The following is an 18672-nucleotide window of genomic DNA, read 5'->3' on the forward strand; positions in this document are numbered from 1 at the left end:
CGATCCACGGCCGCGACTGACGTTTCCCCACGGCCAAACCAACGAACATCCGAACCGAAGGTCACATGATCAACGGCTTCTGTTAGGACCTCTTATGGGCCGTGTCCGGATGCGGCTGAAGGACAAGCGGGTGCTTGCGCTGGTGAAGGCGTTCCTCAAGGCCGGGATCATGACCGAGCTCGGCGAACGGAACGAAGCCACCTCCGGGACGCCCCAGGGAGGCATCCTCTCACCCCTTCTGGCCAACATCGCCCTGTCCTCACTCGACGACTTTGCCGCCGAGCAGTGGACGAACACGATGGCAACCCGGCGGGATCGCGAACGTCGACGGAAACATCGCCTGAGCACCTGGCGACTCGTCCGCTACGCGGATGATTTCGTCGTCATGGTTCACGGGACCAGAGCACACGTCGAAGAGCTTCGCGGGCGGTGAGTGAGGTCTTGGCAACCATGGGTTTGGTCCTGTCGCCGTCGAAGACCCGGATCGTCCACCTGGCCGACGGGTTCGACTTCCTCGGATTCCGCATCGTGTGAAATCGCAAGCGGGGAACGGATAAGTGGTACGTCTACACCTTCATCGCCGACAAGCCGGTCGAGGCGTTGAAACGGAAGATCAAGTCACTGACCCTCAGGTTGTCGCATCTCGACTACAGGATCGCGCTGATCCGGATCAACCAGATCCAGCGCGGCTGGGCCAACTACTTCGAGCACGGGTCGCCAAGCACACCCTGTCACGCCTTGGCACCTTCGTACGGTGGAGGGTCGTGCACTGGGTGATGCATCGCAACCGCATGACGTGGAAGGCCATCCGGCGATGGCTCCACACTCCGCAAGGATGGGGAGCTGGCCGGACGCAGTGACCGAGCCGCAACGGCATGATCTCGTGGAGAGCCCGGTGCGGTGAAAGTCGCACGCCGGGTTCGGCGGGCGGGTCCGGGAAACGGTCCTGGAGCAATCCAGGAACCGCGCCTGGACCCGACCCAACAACCTGAGCGAAGCCGCCCTGGACGAGGTGAAGGCACACAGCACCTGCTGGGCCACCGTGCTCGACACCCCTCTTTATGACGGGCCCCGAGCCCAGACCACGCTGAAACGTTGGCACCAGGTCCACGGCCTGCTCGACCAGGGCGTGGGCCTCCTCGAATGCGCCCGCCGCCTGCAGCTGGCCCTGAACACCGTCAAACGCTATGCCCGAGCCGACCGACCTGAGCGAATGCTCCGCGTCCCCAAATACCGGTCCAGCCTCGTCGACCCCCACCGTGAGCACCTGCGTAAACGCCGGGCCGAAGGCCCTGCCGTCCCCGTCCAGCACCTCTTCGAAGAGATCAAGGCCCTCGGCTTCACCGGCTGCCTCAACCTCCTGCACAAGTACATCAACCAAGGCCGCGCGGACGCCGACCGCAGCCACATCTCCCCACGCAGACTCGCCCGGATGCTCCTGACCAGGCCCGACAACCTGAAGGCCGGGCATCGCGATCTCCTGGACCGGCTGACCGCTGCCTGCCCCGAGATGACTCACCTGACCACCACCGTCCGGGCGTTCGCCCCGCTCCTGAAACCCCAGCCCGAGAACGCCGACGCCTCGATCGCTGGATCTCCCAGGTCCGTACCGCCGACCTGCCGCACCTGCACGCCTTCACCCGCGGCCTCGAACGAGACCGCGACGCTGTTATCGCCGCGGTCACACTTCCGTACAGCAACGGCCCGACCGAGGGAACCAACACCAAAACCAAGCGGATGGCCCGCCAGATGCACGGGAGAGCAGGCTTCCCCCTGCTCCGGCACCGCATCCTCCTCCGATAACACCCTCCCTCCGTCACCACCGAATGTGAGACAGAGCCGAACGATTTACAGTCCCGCTTCTGAGCCCGGGGTGTGTGTGGCAGGGCTGGCTCACGGGTGCGGCATCAGGTCGCTCAGCGGAAATGCCGTCGCGTCTTCAGGAGGGCGCGACAAGTGCAGCGTCGTGTGGAAGTAGCCGTCGGTCTCCTTCCCGTACGGGTCATCGCCGGCCGCGGTCACCGCTTGGACGGCGTATCGCTGTTCGTTCGCGTCAGTGAAGCGTCGTTGCCGGAAGGTGTGCGTGGTGCACCTCTCGGTGACCAGGCCGTTCGCGGCCAGGCATGCGGCGATGGACTCGTACGAGGTGGTCCGCAGGACGAAGGCCGCGACCCACACCGGGTCTTGGGCACAGGCCAGAATCGGTTGGAAGGTGCGGGGGGACAGGAAGGTAGCGCCTCCGGTGATCGTGATCAGGCGGGCGTGCCGAGCGGTGCGAAGCAGAGACGGAGAGGGGGGCGCGGTTTCGAGGTTTTCAGCGAAGCCTTGTTCCAGCAGGCCGACCTCGCATGCGTAGGAGATGGCGTTCGTGGCCATGTCCAATCCGATGACCCGGGCCGGATCATGGCGTCGACGAGCCGCGTAGTAGCTGCGGTCCCATTCGATCAGTTCGGCTGTGGTGAGCCCGGTGGCCTGGGGTGATGTGTAGTGGGCATAGAGGTCGGCCAGTGTCACCTCATGGTTGAGGAGGGCGGCGTTGATGCCATAGGAGCAGCAGATGTCCAGCACGGTCACCGGCTGTTGTGTCGCGCGGGCTGTCCGCGTGCGGGCCGTAACCGCCCGCCGGAAGATGCTCTGTCCGTGATGGGGTGTCTGGTATTCCAGTGGACCCAATGACCGGAAATAGGCCCGAGGATCCGGCTGATCGTAGCTGTCGTCGAACGCTGTCATACCCTCCGGGACGGGGATCTGCGATCCCTGCGAGCCGTCGGCATCGACGTTCCCGTGTCCCCTGTTCCGCATCCCGCTCATGCCGGTCCCTCCTCGTATAGCTCAGGTCCGCTATCCGGTCAGGGTCGGTGACCCCAGGGCAGTACGGGAAGGAGGCGGGCAGGAAACCAGCCACGTGCCGCAACAAGCGGGGGGAGATCGCCGACAACTTCCGGAAGTTACAGAAGCTGGACGGGGACTGGTTTCTCGATATGGCCGCCGCCGAGGACCTGCCCGAGGGCCTGGTCCACGACGGTGAGCTCGTCGTCTGGGACACCGCAACCGGCCGGCTGTCCTTCGAAGCCCACCAGCGCCGGGCCGCCGCCCGCGGCCGCACCGCCTACGGCGCTCGCCGCGAAGAGCCGAGCTGTCGACAGGTGGTGGGGCCGACCCGCGCGAGGATCACGGTGGCGAATTGCTCGTGCGACCTCATCATCATCGACCTATGCCGAGACCGCGACTATGCCGAAGGTGCAATTGAAGTAGGTGGTCTGATGCTCAGGAGGCAGAATCGTCGTCGGCATAGTCCTGAGTCAGGTCGTACTCATCGACATCGAGGACGGCCCCGGTGTGGTGGAGAAAGCCGAGCACGTCGCGGCCAAGATGCCAGCCGAACAGCTTCGGGGCCTCGGCGGGGGCGTCACTGAGGGCATGGTCCTGCCGAATGGGTTCGTCGTTGAAGTAGCGCACAATCTCAAGGACGGCGCTCGGGCCTTGGGGGTCCTCGACGTCCAGGCGCCGAGCGAGAGCCACGATGGCGTCGGCGTGCGGGGTGAGTCGAAAGCCCCCGCGCCTTCGACCACGCCGCCGAGATCATGCGCGCGCCCCGCCTCGGCGGCGTCATCTTCGGCTCCGCCGACTACGCCGCCTCCGTCCGCTGCGGCCTGGGCTGGGACGCCCTCCACTACGCCCGCTCGGCCCTCATCAACGCCGCCACCGCCGCGAACATCCCCGCCCTCGAAGCCCCCACCTGGGAACTCGACGACCCCGACACCCTGCGCCGCGACGCCGAACGGGCCAAGGAACTCGGGGCCGCGGTCCTGGTCGTCATGGGCGTGCGCGCGGACGGAACCAAGGAGCTGATCGCGATGGCCGACGGTGCCGTGAGTCCTCGGAGTCCGAGGCGAGCCTGCTGCGGGACTGCCAGCGGCGCGGCATGCGCGCTCCCGTCCTCGCCGTCGGCGACGGAGCCCTGGGTTTCTGGAACGCGTTGAACGAGGTCTTCCCCGAAACCCGCCACCAAAGGTGCTGGGTTCACAAAACGGCCAACTGTCTCGACAGCCTCCCGAAGTCAGCTCAGCCTGCGGCGAAGAAGGCCATCCAGGACATCTACAACGCCGAGGACAAGGAGCACGCGGCCGCCGCGGTCAAGGCGTTCGTCAAGCAGTGCGGCGCGAAGTTCCCCAAGGCCGTCAAGAAGATCGTCGATGACGAGGATGAGCTGCTGGCGTTCTACGACTTCCCCGCCGAGCACTGGATCCACCTGCGGACAACCAACCCCATCGAGTCGACCTCGCGACCGTCCGTCTGCGGACCAAGGTCACCAAGGGCGCCGGATCCTGGGCCGCCGCCCTGGCGATGGTCTTCAAGCTCGTCGAGTCCGCCCAGGCCCGCTGGCGCGCCGTGAATGCACCCCACCTCGTTGCCCTCGTCCGCGCAGGGGCCCGCTTTGAACGCGGCCAGCTTGTTGAACGGCCGAAGACGACCGCAGCGTGAATAGGGTGGCGGACCTGCCTCGAAGTTCGAGAACATCCGGTCATGTTGGATGGCACGGCAGGACAGGCCCTTCCAGTCGGCTTCGGGTTCCGGCCGTATCGCGGCGACGAAGACCACGGCGCCATGGCCGCGGTGCGGCTGGGGTGTGTTGAACGGGACCGGGTCGATGTCCATTCGGTTGTGGAAGGGCTCCCGACAGCGGCCGAGATCGCCGAAGCTTCTGCCAAGTTGGAGGAGCCGTCCAGGAACCAGATCCTGGTGGTGCTCGACGGGAGCGTCGTCGGCTACTCGACGATCCGGTGGTGGCAAGAGCGGGACGATACGTGGCTGTACCTGCACCGCGGCTTCCTCTTGCCCGAGCATCGCGGCCAGGGCATCGGCTCAGCCATGCTGAGCTGGGCCGAAGCGCGCATCCGCCAGCTCGTCAAACAGCACGGAACGGCGCGGACGGCAGTGATCGGCGCGAACGCCATGGCCTCCGAGCAGGACGCCACGGCACTTCTGCGCGCAGCCGGCTACCGACGTGTCTTCAGCCTGGTCGAGCTGGAACTAGGCGATCTGCAGCGGGTGCCCGAGGGCAGCGAACTGCCAGCCGGGATACGGACAGGGCCGATCGGGACAAGCCACTACCGTGCAGCCTGGAGGACGGTCGTCGATTCGTACGCGGACACCGGTTTCACTCAGAGATGGCCTTTCCAGGACTTTGTTGACACCGCCGACCCGGCATGCTGGAGGGCTGCCTGGAACGGGAAGGACATGGTCGGCGTCGCCCTGTGCTCCATCCGCCGTCACGACCACGCCGTGGGCGAGGTGGAAGAGCTGAGTGTCCGGAGGGACCAGCGACGCCTCGGAATCGGCCGGGTTCTGCTGCTGGACGGGCTGCGGAGCCTTCGCGAGCAGGGTGCAACGACCGCCCGGCTGTTCACGGGCACGGCAAATCCGCACCGGTCCTACGACCTTTACGAGAGTGTGGGGTTCCGGCAGCAGAACGAGTACGTCCGTTACCGAAAGCCGCTTGCTTGATCGATCGGCCATTGGGCTGTCGGGTCATCCACAGGATTTGACAATGCCTCCCCACATGGTTCGGGCTTGCCCTAGGGTCCGAGAATGGATCAGGCGACTGTAGGACTAGTGGGTGCGGCTATCGGTGTCTCAGGAATGGCACTGACTGCATTCGTCACGGCTTGGGCAGCACGCTTCAACCATGGTCGCCAGCGGCAGCAGGCACCCCGGCAGGAACAGCGAGAGGCGTTCGCAGCGCTCCTCACCGCGACCTACGGGATGCAGGCCACGAATCCAAGAAGGAAGAGCACCTACCGACATGAGCAAGTCCCTCCTCCGCCGGGCCACCGGGGAATCTGGGTTCAACCGATCAACGAATCCCATCTAGACCAAGAGTGGGCTGATGCCGTTCATCGGGAAGCTGACCGTGTCGCCCTCCAGATGCCTCTGATTGCGTTGTCTGGGCTTCAGCTGTACTCCGAGGCTCGCAAGATCAATGACGTGGTGGAAGACCTCGCCAGGCAGGCCCGGCAGAACTCCAGGCGATGCCGGGCACACCGTTCGAAACCTCTATGCCAAGCTGGAAGGCGCTGTTAACCGCTTCACTGAAGCGGCGGCGCGCCTCCTTGCCGACACATGACGATCGAGGAGTGGTTGTCCGGCCGTTCTGGTGATCGAGTAGCGGCGCTTTACTGGTGGGCTCGCATATTCAACTGTCACCAGTTCCCCGAGGAACCCAACCGACCCGGTGACCGTGTGTGATCTCCAGTGGCGTATCGGCTCCACGTGTGCCCGGCCGGGCGGAGATTCACCCGCTTCGCCCACCGCCGAGCGGATGACTGATCATCTGCCTTGTGCGGCGGGACGGTTCGCAGTTTCGTGACCAGGCTTGAGGCGGCGTCTTATCGGCGGAAGTGGGTGTGGTGTTCGTGCAGGAAGGCGTCGAGGGTGCGGGGCGGGCGGCCGAGGATGTCGTTCACGGTGGTGGTGGGGGTTTCGGGTCGGGTAATGGCGAGTTGCTGGATCTCCGTCACGTGGTCGGCGAGCCAGGTGGGCATGTGGGCGTTGTGGATGAGGTTGTCGCGCAGTTCGTCCGGGGTGAGGTTGACGTAGCGGATCTGATTGCCGGTCAGGGTGGTCAGTCTTGAGGCGAGGGCGGGGTAGGAGACGGCTTCGGGTCCGGTCAGGGTGTGGGTGCCGCGGGCGATGTCGGGCCTGGTGAGGGCGGCGGCGGCGACGTCGCCGATGTCGCGGCAGTCGATGTAGTTGCAGGGCGCGTCGCCCGTCGTGCCGAGGATGACGCCCTGGGCGACGGTGGGGGCCAGGCGCAGGAGGTTCTGCATGAAGGCGTAGGGGCGCAGGATGGTGTGGGCGAGGCCGCTGGCGCGCAGGTGTTCCTCGACGGCGTGGTGTCCGCGGGAGATGGCGACCGGGGAGTCGGGTTCGGCGGCGGGTGCGGAGATCTTGACGATGTGTCCGATGCCGGTGTGGGCGGCGATGTCGATGACACGGGTTTCGAGTTCGACCTGTGCGGGGCTGTTGGCCATGGCGAGGAAGAGCCGGTCGGCGCCCTTGAAAGCGGTGCGCAGGGAGTGGGGGTCGGTGGCGTCGGCGTACTGAACCTCGACGGGCGGTTGGTGTGCGCCGGTCATGCCGGGGATTGGCCTGTGCGGGGTACGGGTCAGTGCGCGGACGGGGGTGCCGAGTGCGCGGAGGCTGTGGAGCAGGGCGTTCCCGGTCGCTCCGGTCGCTCCCATGACAACGATCATCGTGTGCTCATTCCTTGGTGACTTCCCGGCGGCGGGTGCTGCCGGGGTGGGCTCGGTCGGGCTTGGGCTCGTGGGGGCGGGGGGCCCGGTGCTGGGGTGGGCTATGTCGGGGATGCTGTGGTGGTGCTGCGCCAGCGCAGGGTGACGATGGTGGTGGCGAGGGCTGCGGAGACGGGCAGGTCGATGCGCAGGCGCTCCAGCCATGGGGCGGCGGGGATCGGGGTGTGGGCGGGTAGCCATTGGGCGGTGAACCATCCCAGCAGGGCCGCCGCGCCGGCGGCGGTGATGACGAGTGCGGCGGTCAGGGCGACGCGCGGCGTGGTGGTGGTCCACCGTCGGGGCTGCCCGCCTTGCCGCAGCCAGGTGCCGACCAGGAACGCCACCACGGCGGAGGTGCCGGCGATGGAGGTGCAGGCGGCCACGGCCAGGTTCTGCTGCCCAGTGATGACTCCGGCGGTACCGGCCATCAGTGCGGGGGCGGCGTAGGCGGTCAGTACCTCGCGCCACAGGGTGAACGGCCGGGATGGCCGGGAGGCTGCCCGGTTTCGGCTGGTTCTGTCCTTCGTTGCGGGCATGCTGGCCTCTTTCTCGTTCGTGTGAGGGAAGCAAAGGGTTGCGGCGGGGGCGTCAGACCTACTCCGCAATATGGTTAGGCAGCTAACTATTGCCTCGTAAAAAGGGCCCTACCCGGAGGGCGGGGCCAAACCAGCTGAGAGCCGGGTCAGTCGGCGGCCAGGGCCGCACTGCCGCGCACGACGCGGGCGAGCAGGTCCAGGAACACCGCACGCTCCTCGACGGAAAGCCCGCCCACCATCGCCTCTAGCCGCCCGAAATGCTCGGACGCCATGTCGCGTAGGCGCTGCGCCCCGCGCGCGGTCAGGACGGCCACTGTGCCCCGGCCGTCCTCCGTGGACGGGCGGCGGGCGATCAGGCCCTCGCGCTCAAGGCCGTCCAGCAGGCCGGTGACCGTGGCCCTGGAGACATCGAGGTCGACTGCAAGGCGCGAGGGGGATTTCTCCCCGCCGTGGTCTTCGAGGTCGGCGAGCAGGCGGTAGCGCCCCGTCGACAGGCCGAACCTGGCAAAGTGCGCCTCGGCCGCCCGGCCGACCCTCGCGCCCGCCGAGATCAGCCGCACCGCGACGAGCACCGCCTGCGGATCGACCTCCAGGCCGTAGTGCTCGACCTGCCGCCTGGCCTGGTCCAGCGTGGGTGCCTCGCCATCGATACCGTCCCTCGTCATGCAAATAATATGGCAGCTAACCACTTGGGCTGTCAAGGCAACTCTGACGGGTAGCAGTGAGGCGGATCCCGTGGCGATGGACTGTCGGGAACTCGCGGTGGCAGTAAGACTGGAGCCTGTGCCCGCGAAGGTGGAGGGTGTGCGGTCGAAGGTCAAGCGCCTGGCCGCGCGTGGATGGCTGGCAGAACAGCGTCCGGGCTTGTTCGGCGTCGTCGCTGGGCGAGGCGGCGGCTCATGACCATGCTCATCGACCAGAGGATTATCGCCTCGGCGCTGTCGGTTCGGCTTTCGTAGTCGCGGCCCAGGCGGCGTGAGCGCATCAACCAGGCGAACGTGCGCTCCACCAGCCATCTTTTGGGCAGGACGACGAAGCCGGTGGTGTCTCCGTTGCGTTTGACCACCGTCAGCGCGATCCGCAGCATGCTGCGGGCGAAGTCGACAAGTTGGCCGGTGTAGCCGCCGTCCGCCCAGACCCGCGTGATGCGCCAATGCCGTTCGTGCAGCCGGGTCAGCAGTCTCTGCCCGGCCTCCCGATCGGTGACGGAGGCCGCCGTGACCACGACGGTCAAGATCAGACCGACGGTGTCCACCACGATGTGACGCTTGCGGCCGTTGACCTTTTTGCCGCCGTCGAAGCCCCTGGTCGCGGTCGGCACAGAGGAGGCGCCCTTCACCGACTGAGCGTCGATGATGCCCGCTGTCGGCTCCCGGTCGCGGCCGGCCGCTTCACGGATCCGGTCTCTCAGGCCGGTCGTGGAACTCGGCTGTCAGGCCTTTGTCGCGCCAGCGTCGGAAGAAGGCGTAGACGCGGTCCCACGCGGGGAAGTCCGCTGGCATCGACCGCCACGTGATACCGCCCGCGACCAGGTAACGGACCGCGTCGACCATCTGGCGGTGGCAGTAGCCTTCCGGCTGTCCGCCCCGTCCCTCGAGCCAGCCCGGAACGGGGCGAGCGGCACGGACCTCAGCCCATTCCGCGTCCGTCATGTCCGAGGGATACCGGGGCTCCCGGCCTGGACGATCGCTTGCGTTCCCGTACACGTCGGCGAGGCAGTCACACCTCCGGGAAGACGGGTTGGACGACATGGTGGACAGCACGAAAGGCTGCAGCACCAGGGTCTCCTGACGCTCGGTTGGATTCGACACCCATGAGCTGTTCGGGAGGCCCTGCCTCATGCCCAGAGCACCGGAAGACCACCCGGCCGGGCAACCACACGCACACCATGCTCGATAGAACAACGGCTACTACTGATCTTTTCGTAAGTTCGGTGGGTGTGGTGGGTGGATGGTCAGGCCGGTGTGGGCGAGGAACGACCATGGCAGTTGTGGGTTGTGGTTGATGCGGTGGATGCCTGCTCGGTGGCGTCGGCGACATCGGCGAGGTGGTCGCCGGCGAGGTTGGCGAGTTCACGCTTCTTGAGTGAGGACCACAGCAGCTCCACCGGGTTGAGCTCGGGAGCATAGGCGGGTAATCGCTCCAGGGTGAGCCAGTCCTGGTCGGCGACCCACGCCCGCATAGCGCGGCTCCAATGGGCGGACAGGCCGTCCCAGACCAGGACCACCCGCTCGCCGCGGTAGCACACCTTCATCTGCTCCAGGACCTCGATGAGGGCGGCAGTGTCGTAGCTGCCAGGCTTGAGATGGAGGCACAGGCGGGCCCGCCGACCGGGGTCGGTGGAGTGGTATCCCAGGGCCCCGGCCATCGACGCCCGCTTCCAGTTCAGCCGGTGCCGCAACAGCGGGATCCGACCTCGGGGTGCGTAGGTGCGGCGGATCTGAGGCAGCAGGGAGACGCCTGATTCGTCGAGGAACACGATCCGGGCACGTGTGTTCATGGCCCCTTTTTGATCCGCGGCCACTCGTGCGCGATCCAACGGGCGATCTCCGACTCGCCCCTCTCCACCGCCCGCCGCTCGGGACGCTGCAGACTCCATCCGAGCCGGCCGGTCAGCAACCGCCAGACCGACGCCCTCGACAGCACCACTCCCGTCACACGCTACAGCTCGTACGCCGCGGTGCCGAGCGGCCGGGTGCGGGCGGTGAGTTCGGGCAGCGTACGGATACGGCTGCTGGTGGAGCGGTCGGCATACCGGACGGACAGGGTGCGGTTGCCGGCCGTTTGCTGTTCGTCGCGGAGCCGGGCGCCGAGCTCCTCGGCGAGCTCCAGAAGGCTCCGTCGGTGCTCGGCGGGATCGAGGACGTCCTGGTCGTAGCTCCGCTCCGCGCCCACAGGCCTTGCGATCGGCTGCGTCTGCACGGTGCGCAGGTCCTGGGCGTGGGCGTGGAGGGCGCGGCCGGTGGCGGCGCCGAAAATACGGGTGAGGACGGACAGGGGTGCGTCGGCGAGGTCGCCGATGGTGTGCAGCCCGTAGGTACTGAGCTTGGCCGCGGCGGCGGGTCCGACCTGGTGGAGGGCTGCGACGGGGCGCGGCCGCAACCAGCGCTGGACCTGGCCAGCTTCGAGGACGGTGGTGGCACCGGGCTCGGTCACGGCGGCCGCCATCGTGGCCAGCATCCTGGTGGAGTTCCGTCGGGTTCCTGCAGGGCTCGTAAGGACGCGCTCGGCTTGTTGGCGCAGGTCAAGGGTGGACTTCGGTGTTGCACGCGATCGTGTGAAGATTTGCCTGTTTCTCCTGGATTCATGGAGTTCCACTCGTAATTTGCGTGCTTGTCGCAGATACCGGGACTCGTCGCTCTACCTTGATCGGTGGGAGCAGCGCACGGTCGGAGATGGCCGGCCGTGAGGAGTCTCTGGCCGACGTCCTGACGATGCAGCGTCGTACGGCGGCCGGGGGCGTCGCCGGAGGATGAGCCGGCCCTGTTTCAGGACACGCTGGCGGAGTACTGCTGGGCTCGGGACGTCGCCGGTCTTGCCGCGACGACGCTGGAGCGGCTGGTCCAGCCCGTCATCGAGGTCTGCTCCTTCTACGGGGGTCGTGCCGTGGCAGCTGACGCCGGGGGCGTTGGACCAGTACGTCGCGGGGCCGAGGCAAGCGGGCGCACTCGCCGAACCGCAAGAAGATCACGTTGATCGACCACTACTTCGCGTTCCTGGAGCAGCGCTACGCCGGGGAGCCGGGCTCGGTCGGTAGCCCGTTGATCTCAGCAACCCGTCTGCCTGCACCTGGCGAGGACGGCGGTGGCGAGCAGGGCAAGGCCCTGGTTGAGTCTGCGGAAGTACGTGGCCCGGCTCATGTGCAGCCGGATCGCGATGAAGTCATGGCCGCCACCCCGCTCCACGTAGTACTGCGACAGGATGCGCCCGGCCTCCGCCTCCGTGGCGACGGCGCTCTCCACCAGGTGCCGCACGCCGGATTCGAGGAGTTCGCGCAGTGCGGCCGGGTCGCCGACCACGGGCAGCAGCGGGCTGCGGGCGAGCTGCTGCGGGCGGTGCAGGCCCTCCAGCGCCTGACGGACATGGCGGTTGAACCAGGCCGCGTCGTCGGGCAGCACCGGGGCCGGGGCCCGGGTCCTCAGCCGTTCCAGCCAGGGCGGCACGCCGCCCGCGGCGGCGAAGTCCTGCGAGTACACACGGCAGACCGAGCCTCCGCCATACACGTCGTGGCGGAGCTGCCCGTGCGCGCGGACCCCCACGTGCTCGTAGAGCGCCTGGTACTCGACGGACGGCGTCGAGGTGACCAGCCGGCCGCGGTCGACTGCAGTGGACAGCAGGTGCCGGAAGAGCGCCGACCGGGCCGCTTCCTGCCGGTCCTCGTACATCGCCAGCCCGATGAAGAGCCCGCCGCCGGACACGGCGTCCGCGTGCTGTTGGAGCAGAGGTTCGAGGACCGGCATGGTCGCGTCGCAAATCGGCGCGGTGGCGCTGAGTCCGACCGGTCGGTCCTCGCGGTCGCACACGACGTGCAGGCCATCGGGTACGCCGTGCAGCAACGAGCCGAGCAGCCGCTCGGAGCGCCGGACGTCCATGCCGCCACGCTCCGCCCACAGGCGCACGAGCCTGCCGACGTCGGACGCATCGTCGGCACGGGCCGGACGGACGTGCACGGGCGCCGTCACCGGGCTGAACAACCGCCGCACCGGGCCGTCCAACGAGGCGTACAGCGCCCCGGCCATCCGGTTGCTGCGGGTCGCTCCGCTGTGCTCGGCGGGCAGCAGCCGCGTGTGGTGCGCGGCGGCCAGCGTCCGCGCCGAGCGGTAGGCCACAGGCGTGCGCCAGCGCAGAGCCTGGTCGAAGACGGTGCGAAACGGTTCGGCCACGGCCAGCCCGAGCGCGCCCGGGACCACCACGCTGCAGGCACGCAGGCGGTCGAACACCGTCCCGTTCTCTCCGAGTTGGCTGAGCAGCTCGACATCGCACTGCCCCGCGGCCGCGACGAGCAGCAGCGCCCGCTCGATCCCGGCCGCCTCGCCACCCAGGCGCTCGCACACCTCGCGCGCCGCGGCGTCGGCCGCGGCATCGAGCACGCCCGGACCGCCGTCCGGTGCGGCGTGCAAGGCCCGGCAAAGAGCCGAGGCGAGCAGTGCGTTGCCTCCCGCGAGCTGCAGCACGCCCTCGCGCAGATGCGGTTGGGGGAACGCGAACCCGTCCACCAGCAGGCTGATCTCTTCGTCCGGCCACGGCCCGGCCTCGACAGTGATCACCTGGGCTCCCGGACGCCACGCGCGGTACGACGGCAGAGGCCGGCGACTGGCCACCACGACCGGACCGTCGGCTGGGAGCGCGAGCCGCGCCACATCGTCCTCGCTGTGAACGTCGTCCACCACGGGCACCGCAGTGGCGAGTTCGGCCAGGATCGCCGACTTCCCGCAGCCGACGGGACCCACGAGGTTGATCACCACGGGTCTCGTCACCGTGTCGAGTACCGCCTTCATCGCGGCCGTACGGCCCTCGGCCCTCTTGATCACGGATGGCCTGCCCTACCGACGCCTGTCTGCGCCGGTCACATCGGGAAGGGATGCGCAGTGCACGGTGGTTCTCCTCCATCGTGGATCGGGACGGCGGACAACTCCGCGGCCACTGCACCGGACAGTGCCTGGTGATCCTGCACCGTTGGCGATCGTCGGTCAACAGGCGAGTCAATTCAGGTCTGTTGCTGACTTTGAAGTCGGTTTGCCGTAGGGGCTGACGATCGGTGCACAAGCACCCCTTCGGCGGCGTCGAGCCGATCTGCCGCGTGCTGACGGCGCACGACAGCAAGATCGCACCCTTCGCGATGCCGAGCTCAAAGTCCTGATCATCCAGGCGTACGGGCCAACTACCGCGTCTACCGCGCCCGGAAGATCTGGCGGCACCTGAACCGCCGCGACGCAAGCATGGGGCCGGTGATCTTGCAGATGCGGCCGGCTGACGCGAGGTCCCGTAGGACAGCCGAGGGGCCGACGCTGCCGGTGTGCCGACCGCGAGGCATCCGCTGCAGTCCGGCAGGCCGGGAGCCGTCACGCCGCTGCACCGGCTTGGCTGCCTTCCGGCCCCGCCGTGTCGACCAGCTGTTCCATCGGCCGCGGCGGATCGGGCTACCGCGCCGGGGCCGGAGTGCGGTTCGGCCCCTGACGCGGGTTCGCCGGAGCCGGGCCGAGAGGGTGGCGGAAACACCCACCACGCAGTCGAGGCCGCAGCCGGCGCCAGGACAGTGCCCAGCCCGGCCCTCCAAACTTCTGACGATCATTCAGAGCCGATATCGGTCAGATGGGTTGAGACCCTCTTGAGACTCCAGCGGCCTGTTCCCTCGGTAGCGTCGTGCCCGTCGGAGAGCGGATGGGACCCCTCCTCCGGCAGTACGTGCACGGTGCTCGGCAGCCTGCACTGCCCTCTCGACCCCTGTTCAGCACGCGCCTTGTTAACCTAAGGAAGGAACCCACAATGAAATCGGCCCGCACGCTCGTGGCTGCCATCATGGCCACTCTCGCAGCGTTGTTCGTGATGACATCCGGTACCGCAGCTGCCGCCCTGCCGCAGTCCGCAGTCGCCGAGACTGTCGCCACCTCGGTGCCCACCGTGCCGAAGGACTTCTTCGGCACGGGCTACGGCCCCCTCAACATCGCCACGGAGGCGGCCTACCAGTCGGCCTACAGTCAGGCTTCGGCCGAAGGCTACCCGCTCAACCTCTGCAAGGTCACCGAGGTCCCGCTCCCCATCGAAAGCTTCCCTGGCTGGTACACCGCCTTCGTGAAGATCCACTGCACCCCGCCGCCGCCGGCCGGCTCCGGCCCAGTCATCAGCGTGGCCAACGGCAAGTGCGTGGACGTCAAGGACGGCAGCACGAAGGACGGCGCCCCGGTCCAGCTCTACAAGTGCAACGGCGGCATCAACCAGCTGTGGACCCTGGAGGCCGACAAGACCGTCCGCTCCATGGGCCACTGCCTGGACGTCCAGTACGCCAAGACCGAGAACGGTTCACCGATCGGCCTGAACTCCTGCCATGGCGCCGGCAACCAGCAGTTCGAGCTGCTCCCCGGCGGAAAGCTGCGCGGCGTCCACTCCGGCAAGTGCGTGGACGTGGACAACATGTTCATCATGCTGCGCCTCGTCATCCGGGACTGTTCCGACGCCCGCCCCTACCAGCAGTTCCGCGGCACGCCCCTCGGCCTCTGACCGCCCAACACAGGTGAGGGAAATGCGTCGGGCGGCTGGTGAGAATCCGCGGGCAGGCAGCGGGCCCGGCCGGTGCCCCGACAGAGCGGCGCCGAGGCGGCCCGGCGCGCCCTCCCCACGAACTAGCCGCGAGCACGCCGGTGGCGGGGTCGTGCGGTCTGTGCGCGACGTGGGGGCGGGTGACCGGCATGGGTGTGCGCGCGGTGCGCCGGGAGGAGGTCTACCGGATGCGTCGCGGCACGATGGCGGAGGGGGTATGGCGGCGGTGCGCCTGGACGACGGTCCGGGCAAAGCGTCTGGGCGGAGTGCTCCGGACGGCCGTCGCGGCGAACATCGCGCGGACGAAGGCGGAGGGTACCCACCGGTGGGCCGACCTCCTGAAGGCGACGATGCCAGGCGGCCTGATGCGTGACGCGATCCTGGCCTCCCCGGCGTGGCTGGGCATCGCGGCCGCGGTGGGCCACCTCGACGCCCGCGGTATCGACGTTGCCCGGATTCTGACCGACGCGCACGCGGCCGGGGTCGGCGTGGACCAGGCCGTCACCGCGGCCGCCGCCCAGTCGACGGCGCCCGCTCCCGTCCCGGCCGCGACTGCCGCTCCGGGGTCCGCCCCCGCTCCGGGGCTGGCCGACGCCCGGGTCCCCGCGCCTGCTCCTGCTCCCGGCACCGCACCCGCTCCTGCTGCCGGCCCCGCCGCTGCGCCTGCCACGCCGGTGCGGGAAGACGTCGATCCGTGGGCGCCGCCCGCGAGCACGGATGCGAAGCGCTCCTGGGGGCCGTTGACCGAAGGCCTGAACGTCCCCCGCGACCTCGACCTCGGCGACCGGACCCGCGCCCTGAAACAGCTGAAGGTGCATCCGGCGCGCACTCCCAGATGGTGTCGATGGTCAGGGACGTCCTGCCCGAGCATGAAGCGTGCCTCGTCATCGGCTCCCGCCAGCGGCCGCTTCTGGCCGCCCGCATGTAGAACATGGGCGAGAACGACGGCGCCAAGGCCGTGGCTGGCCAGCTGGCCCGCCTGGCCACCGACACGTCCTGGAAGGAGGCCTCGGGCTCCGCCCTGGTGGGCCGCCTTGTCGATGCGACTCTGTACTCCCTGGCGGTGCCGCCGTTGGCGCCCGCCGCCTCCGGTGTCCGGGTCTCCCCGGCAGCGGCCCGCTCCCGACCCACGACCACCCCCGCGGGGGCCGCCCTCGGACAGCCGGCCCCGGCCGAGCCCGCAGTACCCGTTCACCGCCGTGCCGCCGCGCCGGGGGCAGGGCGCGCTCGGTAGTTCCTGCGGGGCACTCGTCTGGGTCTCGCTGGCGGGTGCCCTGCATGCATTGAAGACTTTTTGGTCGGGGGTGTAACAAGTGGCGGGCTGCGCCGTAGTACCTGGGCGTGGCCCCGGGCGCAATGCGGACGGCGCTCTCCCGGGCACGGGCCCAGATCAGCAAGATCCGCAAGAGCGACGCGGGCGACGCGCGATGACACCGAGCGAGGAGTCCAGAGAGAAGCACACCGAGATGGCTCCGGAGAACACCGGAGCAGGAAAGGCCCCCATGAAGTACGACGAGGAATTCATTCCTGTTGCAGTGGAATGGGCTATGGCAGTCGGCGTCGATGGGGGAATTGATTCGGAAGACAGTGAACGGGGTTTTTGGGAGGAGGGGGTGGAGGAATGCGGGGGAGTCGATGAGCCCCTGGCGGATGAATTCATCGACGAATACCGAAGGTTTCTTGCTACTCCGGAGGTTCCTGAATACACACCGGAAGAGCTTGATGAGCAGTTCCGGCGGATGCTTTCCATGGTGGACAGCTCTGATGATCCCGGCGCCGATGGTGGACCGGATACTGCTGCGGAGAGCAGCTCCGGTGATTCCGGTGTGAAGCCGGAGTCTGGCCTGGACACCTTGCGTGCCGGGTCGCAGACAGTTGTAGGGCGCTGGTTCCTGCCTGGTGCTGCTGGCAGAGGCATGGGCAGCGCCGGGCTTCTTGCCGCTGGGCGTCGGGCCAAAGGCAGGATTTGGTGGCGGTGGATGGCGGCGAGCTGGCTCTGGTGGGGGCCAAGCGATGGGCTCGGCGCGCTGTAGGCCTGCATGACTGGAGCCTTCTGAGTTCCATGCTGGTGGCTTGGGCTGATCCACGGGGGGAGGCGGTTCCCGGCTTCCGGATGCGGCATGCCACGAGCGACAGCCGAGGCCACTGCTGCCTCCACCGAGGTCTCTTCCTGGCGTGGGCACCGGCAGCGGCTAGGAACAGTTCGGCGCTGCTTACCTCCTCCCTCTGGTGCTGGTTGCGCCAGACGCTGGGCGAACAGGTGGAGTTCTGACAGGACAGAGCTTCGTTCACGCTGGCAGGTCGGCTGGGACGGGGACTTGCCGGAGCTTGCTGCGGCAGTAGTCCTGCATGAGCGTGCCTCACTGCCACGGCCAGGCCGCGGTACCAGCGAGGTCGCAGCGCTGATGGTTGCTCTGCCTCAGGATCTGTGGGCAGCGCAGAACATCAGCCGAATCCAGAGTTTCTTTCATGCAAGCATTCAAGAATGCTTGCAGAGAGTAGATTTCAGCAGGTCTCCATGAGATTTAAAGTGCGCACAATATGCACTTGGGGATATCAGAGGTTGATTTGTTCTGCCCTGGAAGTGTTGCCGTGCCTGCGACGCACGGTCATTTCGCCGTTGCCCGCCCCGCCTACCTGCGGAGCGGAGGGCAACGGTGGTGGTTACGGTGCCCTCCGGGGAAATCATCCTGGGTGCGGGTGTAACAAATGGACGGCTTCTCCGTACTTATCTGTGAAGGGGCCGCGACGCCCGACGGTGTACGGATCGAAGGAATTCCGAAAATGAGCTCTACTCTGCCTGGGCAGGAACCTGCCGGACCCGTGTCCGACCGGTACCAGCAGGAGATCGCCCGGCTGCGCCGGGACCGTGCCGTGCCGCTGACCGTGTTCGGGGTCATCATCGCGGCCGGTTCGACGGCCTTCGTGCGGGTCGCTCCGCACTGGGCGAACCCCCTCGCGGTCGGGATCGCCGCGGCCACGCTCTACCTGGCGGTCGTCGGTCTCTACGTACGGTGGTCGCCGGTAACCCCTTGCGCCGCAACCTGCGGAGCCCGCTCCACCGGGGCCGCAGGCAGCAGGTGATGGCCTCCGGATCTGGGGGAACCCCTTCCCTATGGGCAAGGGGTTCCCCCAGGCCCCGGGCCGGCAGGCGCCGGCTGAGGCCGCGGTTCCCGCGCACCGGCAGGCCGCCGCGCCCGGCGAGGGGGCGGGTCGGGGACGGTGACGTCAGGGTGGAGCAGATGCGGAGCTTGCCGTTGCGGGAGGGCGGCACACCGGCTGCTTCCTGAAGCGAGGCCTCCACAGCGTTCACTGAGTTCGCCCGGGCTCGGCCGGTACCCGAAGTGGTGGTGATGGCGGCGGTCGCCGGGCTGGAGGCCGCCTTGGGGGACAGCCTGGCCAAGGCGGTCGCGGCGAGGGGCCGGGCCTCGGCGTACATGGCGATGGAGTCGCACGAGGCCCGGATGATCGGGGGCACCCGTACGACAGTGAGCGTTTTCAGCGATGAGTCTCCAGGGTGAGGATGGCTCTGGCGATTGACGTGAGTCCGGTGGGGCTGCAGCGGGCTTTGCGGAGGATGCGCC

19 protein-coding genes and 3 pseudogenes are annotated in these 18672 nt (G+C 68.0%); 11 read left to right on the forward strand and 11 right to left on the reverse strand.

The features are described from left to right. Positions 1 to 109: 109 nt before the first annotated feature. The 3 genes and pseudogenes from ACFYOB_RS40330 to ACFYOB_RS40340 form a co-directional block, all read left to right on the forward strand. Positions 110 to 433, forward strand: coding sequence for a reverse transcriptase/maturase family protein (locus ACFYOB_RS40330; RefSeq protein WP_388569727.1), 324 nt, complete (start codon positions 110 to 112; stop codon positions 431 to 433). A 167-nt stretch (positions 434 to 600) separates the two neighbouring features. After that, positions 601 to 777 carry a group II intron maturase-specific domain-containing protein gene (locus ACFYOB_RS40335; RefSeq protein WP_388569730.1) on the forward strand — a complete coding sequence of 59 codons (177 nt, stop codon included), beginning with the start codon at positions 601 to 603 and terminating at the stop codon, positions 775 to 777. A gap of 208 nt (positions 778 to 985) precedes the next feature. Beyond that, positions 986 to 1803, forward strand: a pseudogene (locus ACFYOB_RS40340) (transposase); the annotation flags it as partial. 90 nt (positions 1804 to 1893) lie between these two features. Here ACFYOB_RS40340 and ACFYOB_RS40345 read toward each other — a convergent pair. Continuing rightward, the gene (locus ACFYOB_RS40345; protein WP_388569732.1) at positions 1894 to 2811 is read right to left on the reverse strand and encodes a hypothetical protein; all 918 of its coding nucleotides are present in this window, start codon (positions 2809 to 2811) and stop codon (positions 1894 to 1896) included. A gap of 456 nt (positions 2812 to 3267) precedes the next feature. Continuing rightward, positions 3268 to 3459 carry a hypothetical protein gene (locus ACFYOB_RS40350; protein ID WP_388569734.1) on the reverse strand — a complete coding sequence of 64 codons (192 nt, stop codon included), beginning with the start codon at positions 3457 to 3459 and terminating at the stop codon, positions 3268 to 3270. Between the two features lie 125 nt (positions 3460 to 3584). On the opposite strand from ACFYOB_RS40350, the pseudogene ACFYOB_RS40355 reads away from it, so the two are divergent. The 3 genes and pseudogenes from ACFYOB_RS40355 to ACFYOB_RS40365 all read left to right on the forward strand — a co-directional run. After that, a pseudogene (locus ACFYOB_RS40355) lies at positions 3585 to 3746 on the forward strand (CoA ester lyase); the annotation flags it as partial. Positions 3747 to 3809: 63 nt separating this feature from the next. Then, positions 3810 to 4485, forward strand: a pseudogene (locus tag ACFYOB_RS40360) (IS256 family transposase); the annotation flags it as partial. Positions 4486 to 4527: 42 nt separating this feature from the next. After that, entirely contained in the window at positions 4528 to 5508 is a 981-nt protein-coding gene (locus ACFYOB_RS40365) for a GNAT family N-acetyltransferase (protein WP_388569736.1), read from the forward strand. Between the two features lie 881 nt (positions 5509 to 6389). On the opposite strand, the gene ACFYOB_RS40370 is transcribed toward ACFYOB_RS40365, so the two are convergent. From ACFYOB_RS40370 to ACFYOB_RS40410, 9 genes are all read right to left on the reverse strand, one after another. After that, positions 6390 to 7244, reverse strand: a complete 855-nt coding sequence (locus tag ACFYOB_RS40370) for an NmrA family NAD(P)-binding protein (RefSeq protein ID WP_388569738.1) — start codon at positions 7242 to 7244, stop codon at positions 6390 to 6392. Positions 7245 to 7357: 113 nt separating this feature from the next. Beyond that, a complete protein-coding gene (locus tag ACFYOB_RS40375; protein ID WP_388569741.1) occupies positions 7358 to 7831 on the reverse strand; it encodes a hypothetical protein in 474 nt (157 codons plus the stop codon). Between the two features lie 146 nt (positions 7832 to 7977). Next, positions 7978 to 8496, reverse strand: a complete 519-nt coding sequence (locus ACFYOB_RS40380; protein ID WP_214935062.1) for a MarR family winged helix-turn-helix transcriptional regulator — start codon at positions 8494 to 8496, stop codon at positions 7978 to 7980. 152 nt (positions 8497 to 8648) lie between these two features. Next, entirely contained in the window at positions 8649 to 9170 is a 522-nt protein-coding gene (locus ACFYOB_RS40385; RefSeq protein ID WP_388569743.1) for a transposase, read from the reverse strand. Between the two features lie 52 nt (positions 9171 to 9222). Continuing rightward, complete coding sequence (locus ACFYOB_RS40390; protein ID WP_388569745.1) at positions 9223 to 9483, reverse strand: transposase; 261 nt, start codon at positions 9481 to 9483, stop codon at positions 9223 to 9225. Between the two features lie 302 nt (positions 9484 to 9785). Beyond that, the gene (locus ACFYOB_RS40395; RefSeq protein ID WP_388569747.1) at positions 9786 to 10331 is read right to left on the reverse strand and encodes an IS630 family transposase; all 546 of its coding nucleotides are present in this window, start codon (positions 10329 to 10331) and stop codon (positions 9786 to 9788) included. Beyond that, entirely contained in the window at positions 10328 to 10489 is a 162-nt protein-coding gene (locus ACFYOB_RS40400) for a winged helix-turn-helix domain-containing protein (protein ID WP_388569749.1), read from the reverse strand. The genes ACFYOB_RS40395 and ACFYOB_RS40400 overlap by 4 nt, the downstream gene beginning before the upstream one ends. Before the next feature lie 3 nt (positions 10490 to 10492). Continuing rightward, positions 10493 to 11011, reverse strand: coding sequence for a hypothetical protein (locus tag ACFYOB_RS40405; RefSeq protein WP_388569751.1), 519 nt, complete (start codon positions 11009 to 11011; stop codon positions 10493 to 10495). Positions 11012 to 11598: 587 nt separating this feature from the next. Then, positions 11599 to 13362, reverse strand: a complete 1764-nt coding sequence (locus ACFYOB_RS40410; RefSeq protein WP_388569753.1) for a hypothetical protein — start codon at positions 13360 to 13362, stop codon at positions 11599 to 11601. Positions 13363 to 14317: 955 nt separating this feature from the next. Here ACFYOB_RS40410 and ACFYOB_RS40415 point away from each other — a divergent pair. The 5 genes from ACFYOB_RS40415 to ACFYOB_RS40435 all read left to right on the forward strand — a co-directional run bounded on the left by ACFYOB_RS40415 (position 14318) and on the right by ACFYOB_RS40435 (position 18609). Then, positions 14318 to 15049 carry a ricin-type beta-trefoil lectin domain protein gene (locus tag ACFYOB_RS40415; protein WP_388569756.1) on the forward strand — a complete coding sequence of 244 codons (732 nt, stop codon included), beginning with the start codon at positions 14318 to 14320 and terminating at the stop codon, positions 15047 to 15049. 970 nt (positions 15050 to 16019) lie between these two features. Then, positions 16020 to 16322: a hypothetical protein gene (locus ACFYOB_RS40420; protein ID WP_388569759.1), complete on the forward strand. Its 303-nt coding sequence runs from the start codon at positions 16020 to 16022 to the stop codon at positions 16320 to 16322. 268 nt (positions 16323 to 16590) lie between these two features. Next, positions 16591 to 17121: a hypothetical protein gene (locus ACFYOB_RS40425; RefSeq protein WP_388569761.1), complete on the forward strand. Its 531-nt coding sequence runs from the start codon at positions 16591 to 16593 to the stop codon at positions 17119 to 17121. A gap of 751 nt (positions 17122 to 17872) precedes the next feature. Continuing rightward, the gene (locus tag ACFYOB_RS40430) at positions 17873 to 18172 is read left to right on the forward strand and encodes a hypothetical protein (protein ID WP_388569763.1); all 300 of its coding nucleotides are present in this window, start codon (positions 17873 to 17875) and stop codon (positions 18170 to 18172) included. A 269-nt stretch (positions 18173 to 18441) separates the two neighbouring features. Further along, the gene (locus tag ACFYOB_RS40435; protein WP_388569765.1) at positions 18442 to 18609 is read left to right on the forward strand and encodes a hypothetical protein; all 168 of its coding nucleotides are present in this window, start codon (positions 18442 to 18444) and stop codon (positions 18607 to 18609) included. Positions 18610 to 18672 lie beyond the last annotated feature (63 nt).

Source organism: Streptomyces sp. NPDC006463 (assembly GCF_042870715.1).
GTDB lineage: Bacteria > Actinomycetota > Actinomycetes > Streptomycetales > Streptomycetaceae > Streptomyces.

What these genes read in the sequence shown, in the direction of transcription:
- ACFYOB_RS40330 (WP_388569727.1), top strand. Translation starts at nt 110, where the DNA reads ATGCGGCTGAAGGACAAGCGGGTGCTTGCGCTGGTGAAGGCGTTCCTC.
- ACFYOB_RS40345 (WP_388569732.1), bottom strand. Translation starts at nt 2,811, where the DNA reads ATGAGCGGGATGCGGAACAGGGGACACGGGAACGTCGATGCCGACGGC.
- ACFYOB_RS40365 (WP_388569736.1), top strand. Translation starts at nt 4,528, where the DNA reads ATGTTGGATGGCACGGCAGGACAGGCCCTTCCAGTCGGCTTCGGGTTC.
- ACFYOB_RS40370 (WP_388569738.1), bottom strand. Translation starts at nt 7,244, where the DNA reads ATGGGAGCGACCGGAGCGACCGGGAACGCCCTGCTCCACAGCCTCCGC.
- ACFYOB_RS40375 (WP_388569741.1), bottom strand. Translation starts at nt 7,831, where the DNA reads ATGCCCGCAACGAAGGACAGAACCAGCCGAAACCGGGCAGCCTCCCGG.
- ACFYOB_RS40380 (WP_214935062.1), bottom strand. Translation starts at nt 8,496, where the DNA reads ATGACGAGGGACGGTATCGATGGCGAGGCACCCACGCTGGACCAGGCC.
- ACFYOB_RS40390 (WP_388569745.1), bottom strand. Translation starts at nt 9,483, where the DNA reads ATGACGGACGCGGAATGGGCTGAGGTCCGTGCCGCTCGCCCCGTTCCG.
- ACFYOB_RS40395 (WP_388569747.1), bottom strand. Translation starts at nt 10,331, where the DNA reads ATGAACACACGTGCCCGGATCGTGTTCCTCGACGAATCAGGCGTCTCC.
- ACFYOB_RS40405 (WP_388569751.1), bottom strand. Translation starts at nt 11,011, where the DNA reads ATGCTGGCCACGATGGCGGCCGCCGTGACCGAGCCCGGTGCCACCACC.
- ACFYOB_RS40415 (WP_388569756.1), top strand. Translation starts at nt 14,318, where the DNA reads ATGAAATCGGCCCGCACGCTCGTGGCTGCCATCATGGCCACTCTCGCA.
- ACFYOB_RS40420 (WP_388569759.1), top strand. Translation starts at nt 16,020, where the DNA reads ATGGGCGAGAACGACGGCGCCAAGGCCGTGGCTGGCCAGCTGGCCCGC.
- ACFYOB_RS40425 (WP_388569761.1), top strand. Translation starts at nt 16,591, where the DNA reads ATGAAGTACGACGAGGAATTCATTCCTGTTGCAGTGGAATGGGCTATG.
- ACFYOB_RS40430 (WP_388569763.1), top strand. Translation starts at nt 17,873, where the DNA reads ATGAGCTCTACTCTGCCTGGGCAGGAACCTGCCGGACCCGTGTCCGAC.
- ACFYOB_RS40435 (WP_388569765.1), top strand. Translation starts at nt 18,442, where the DNA reads ATGGCGGCGGTCGCCGGGCTGGAGGCCGCCTTGGGGGACAGCCTGGCC.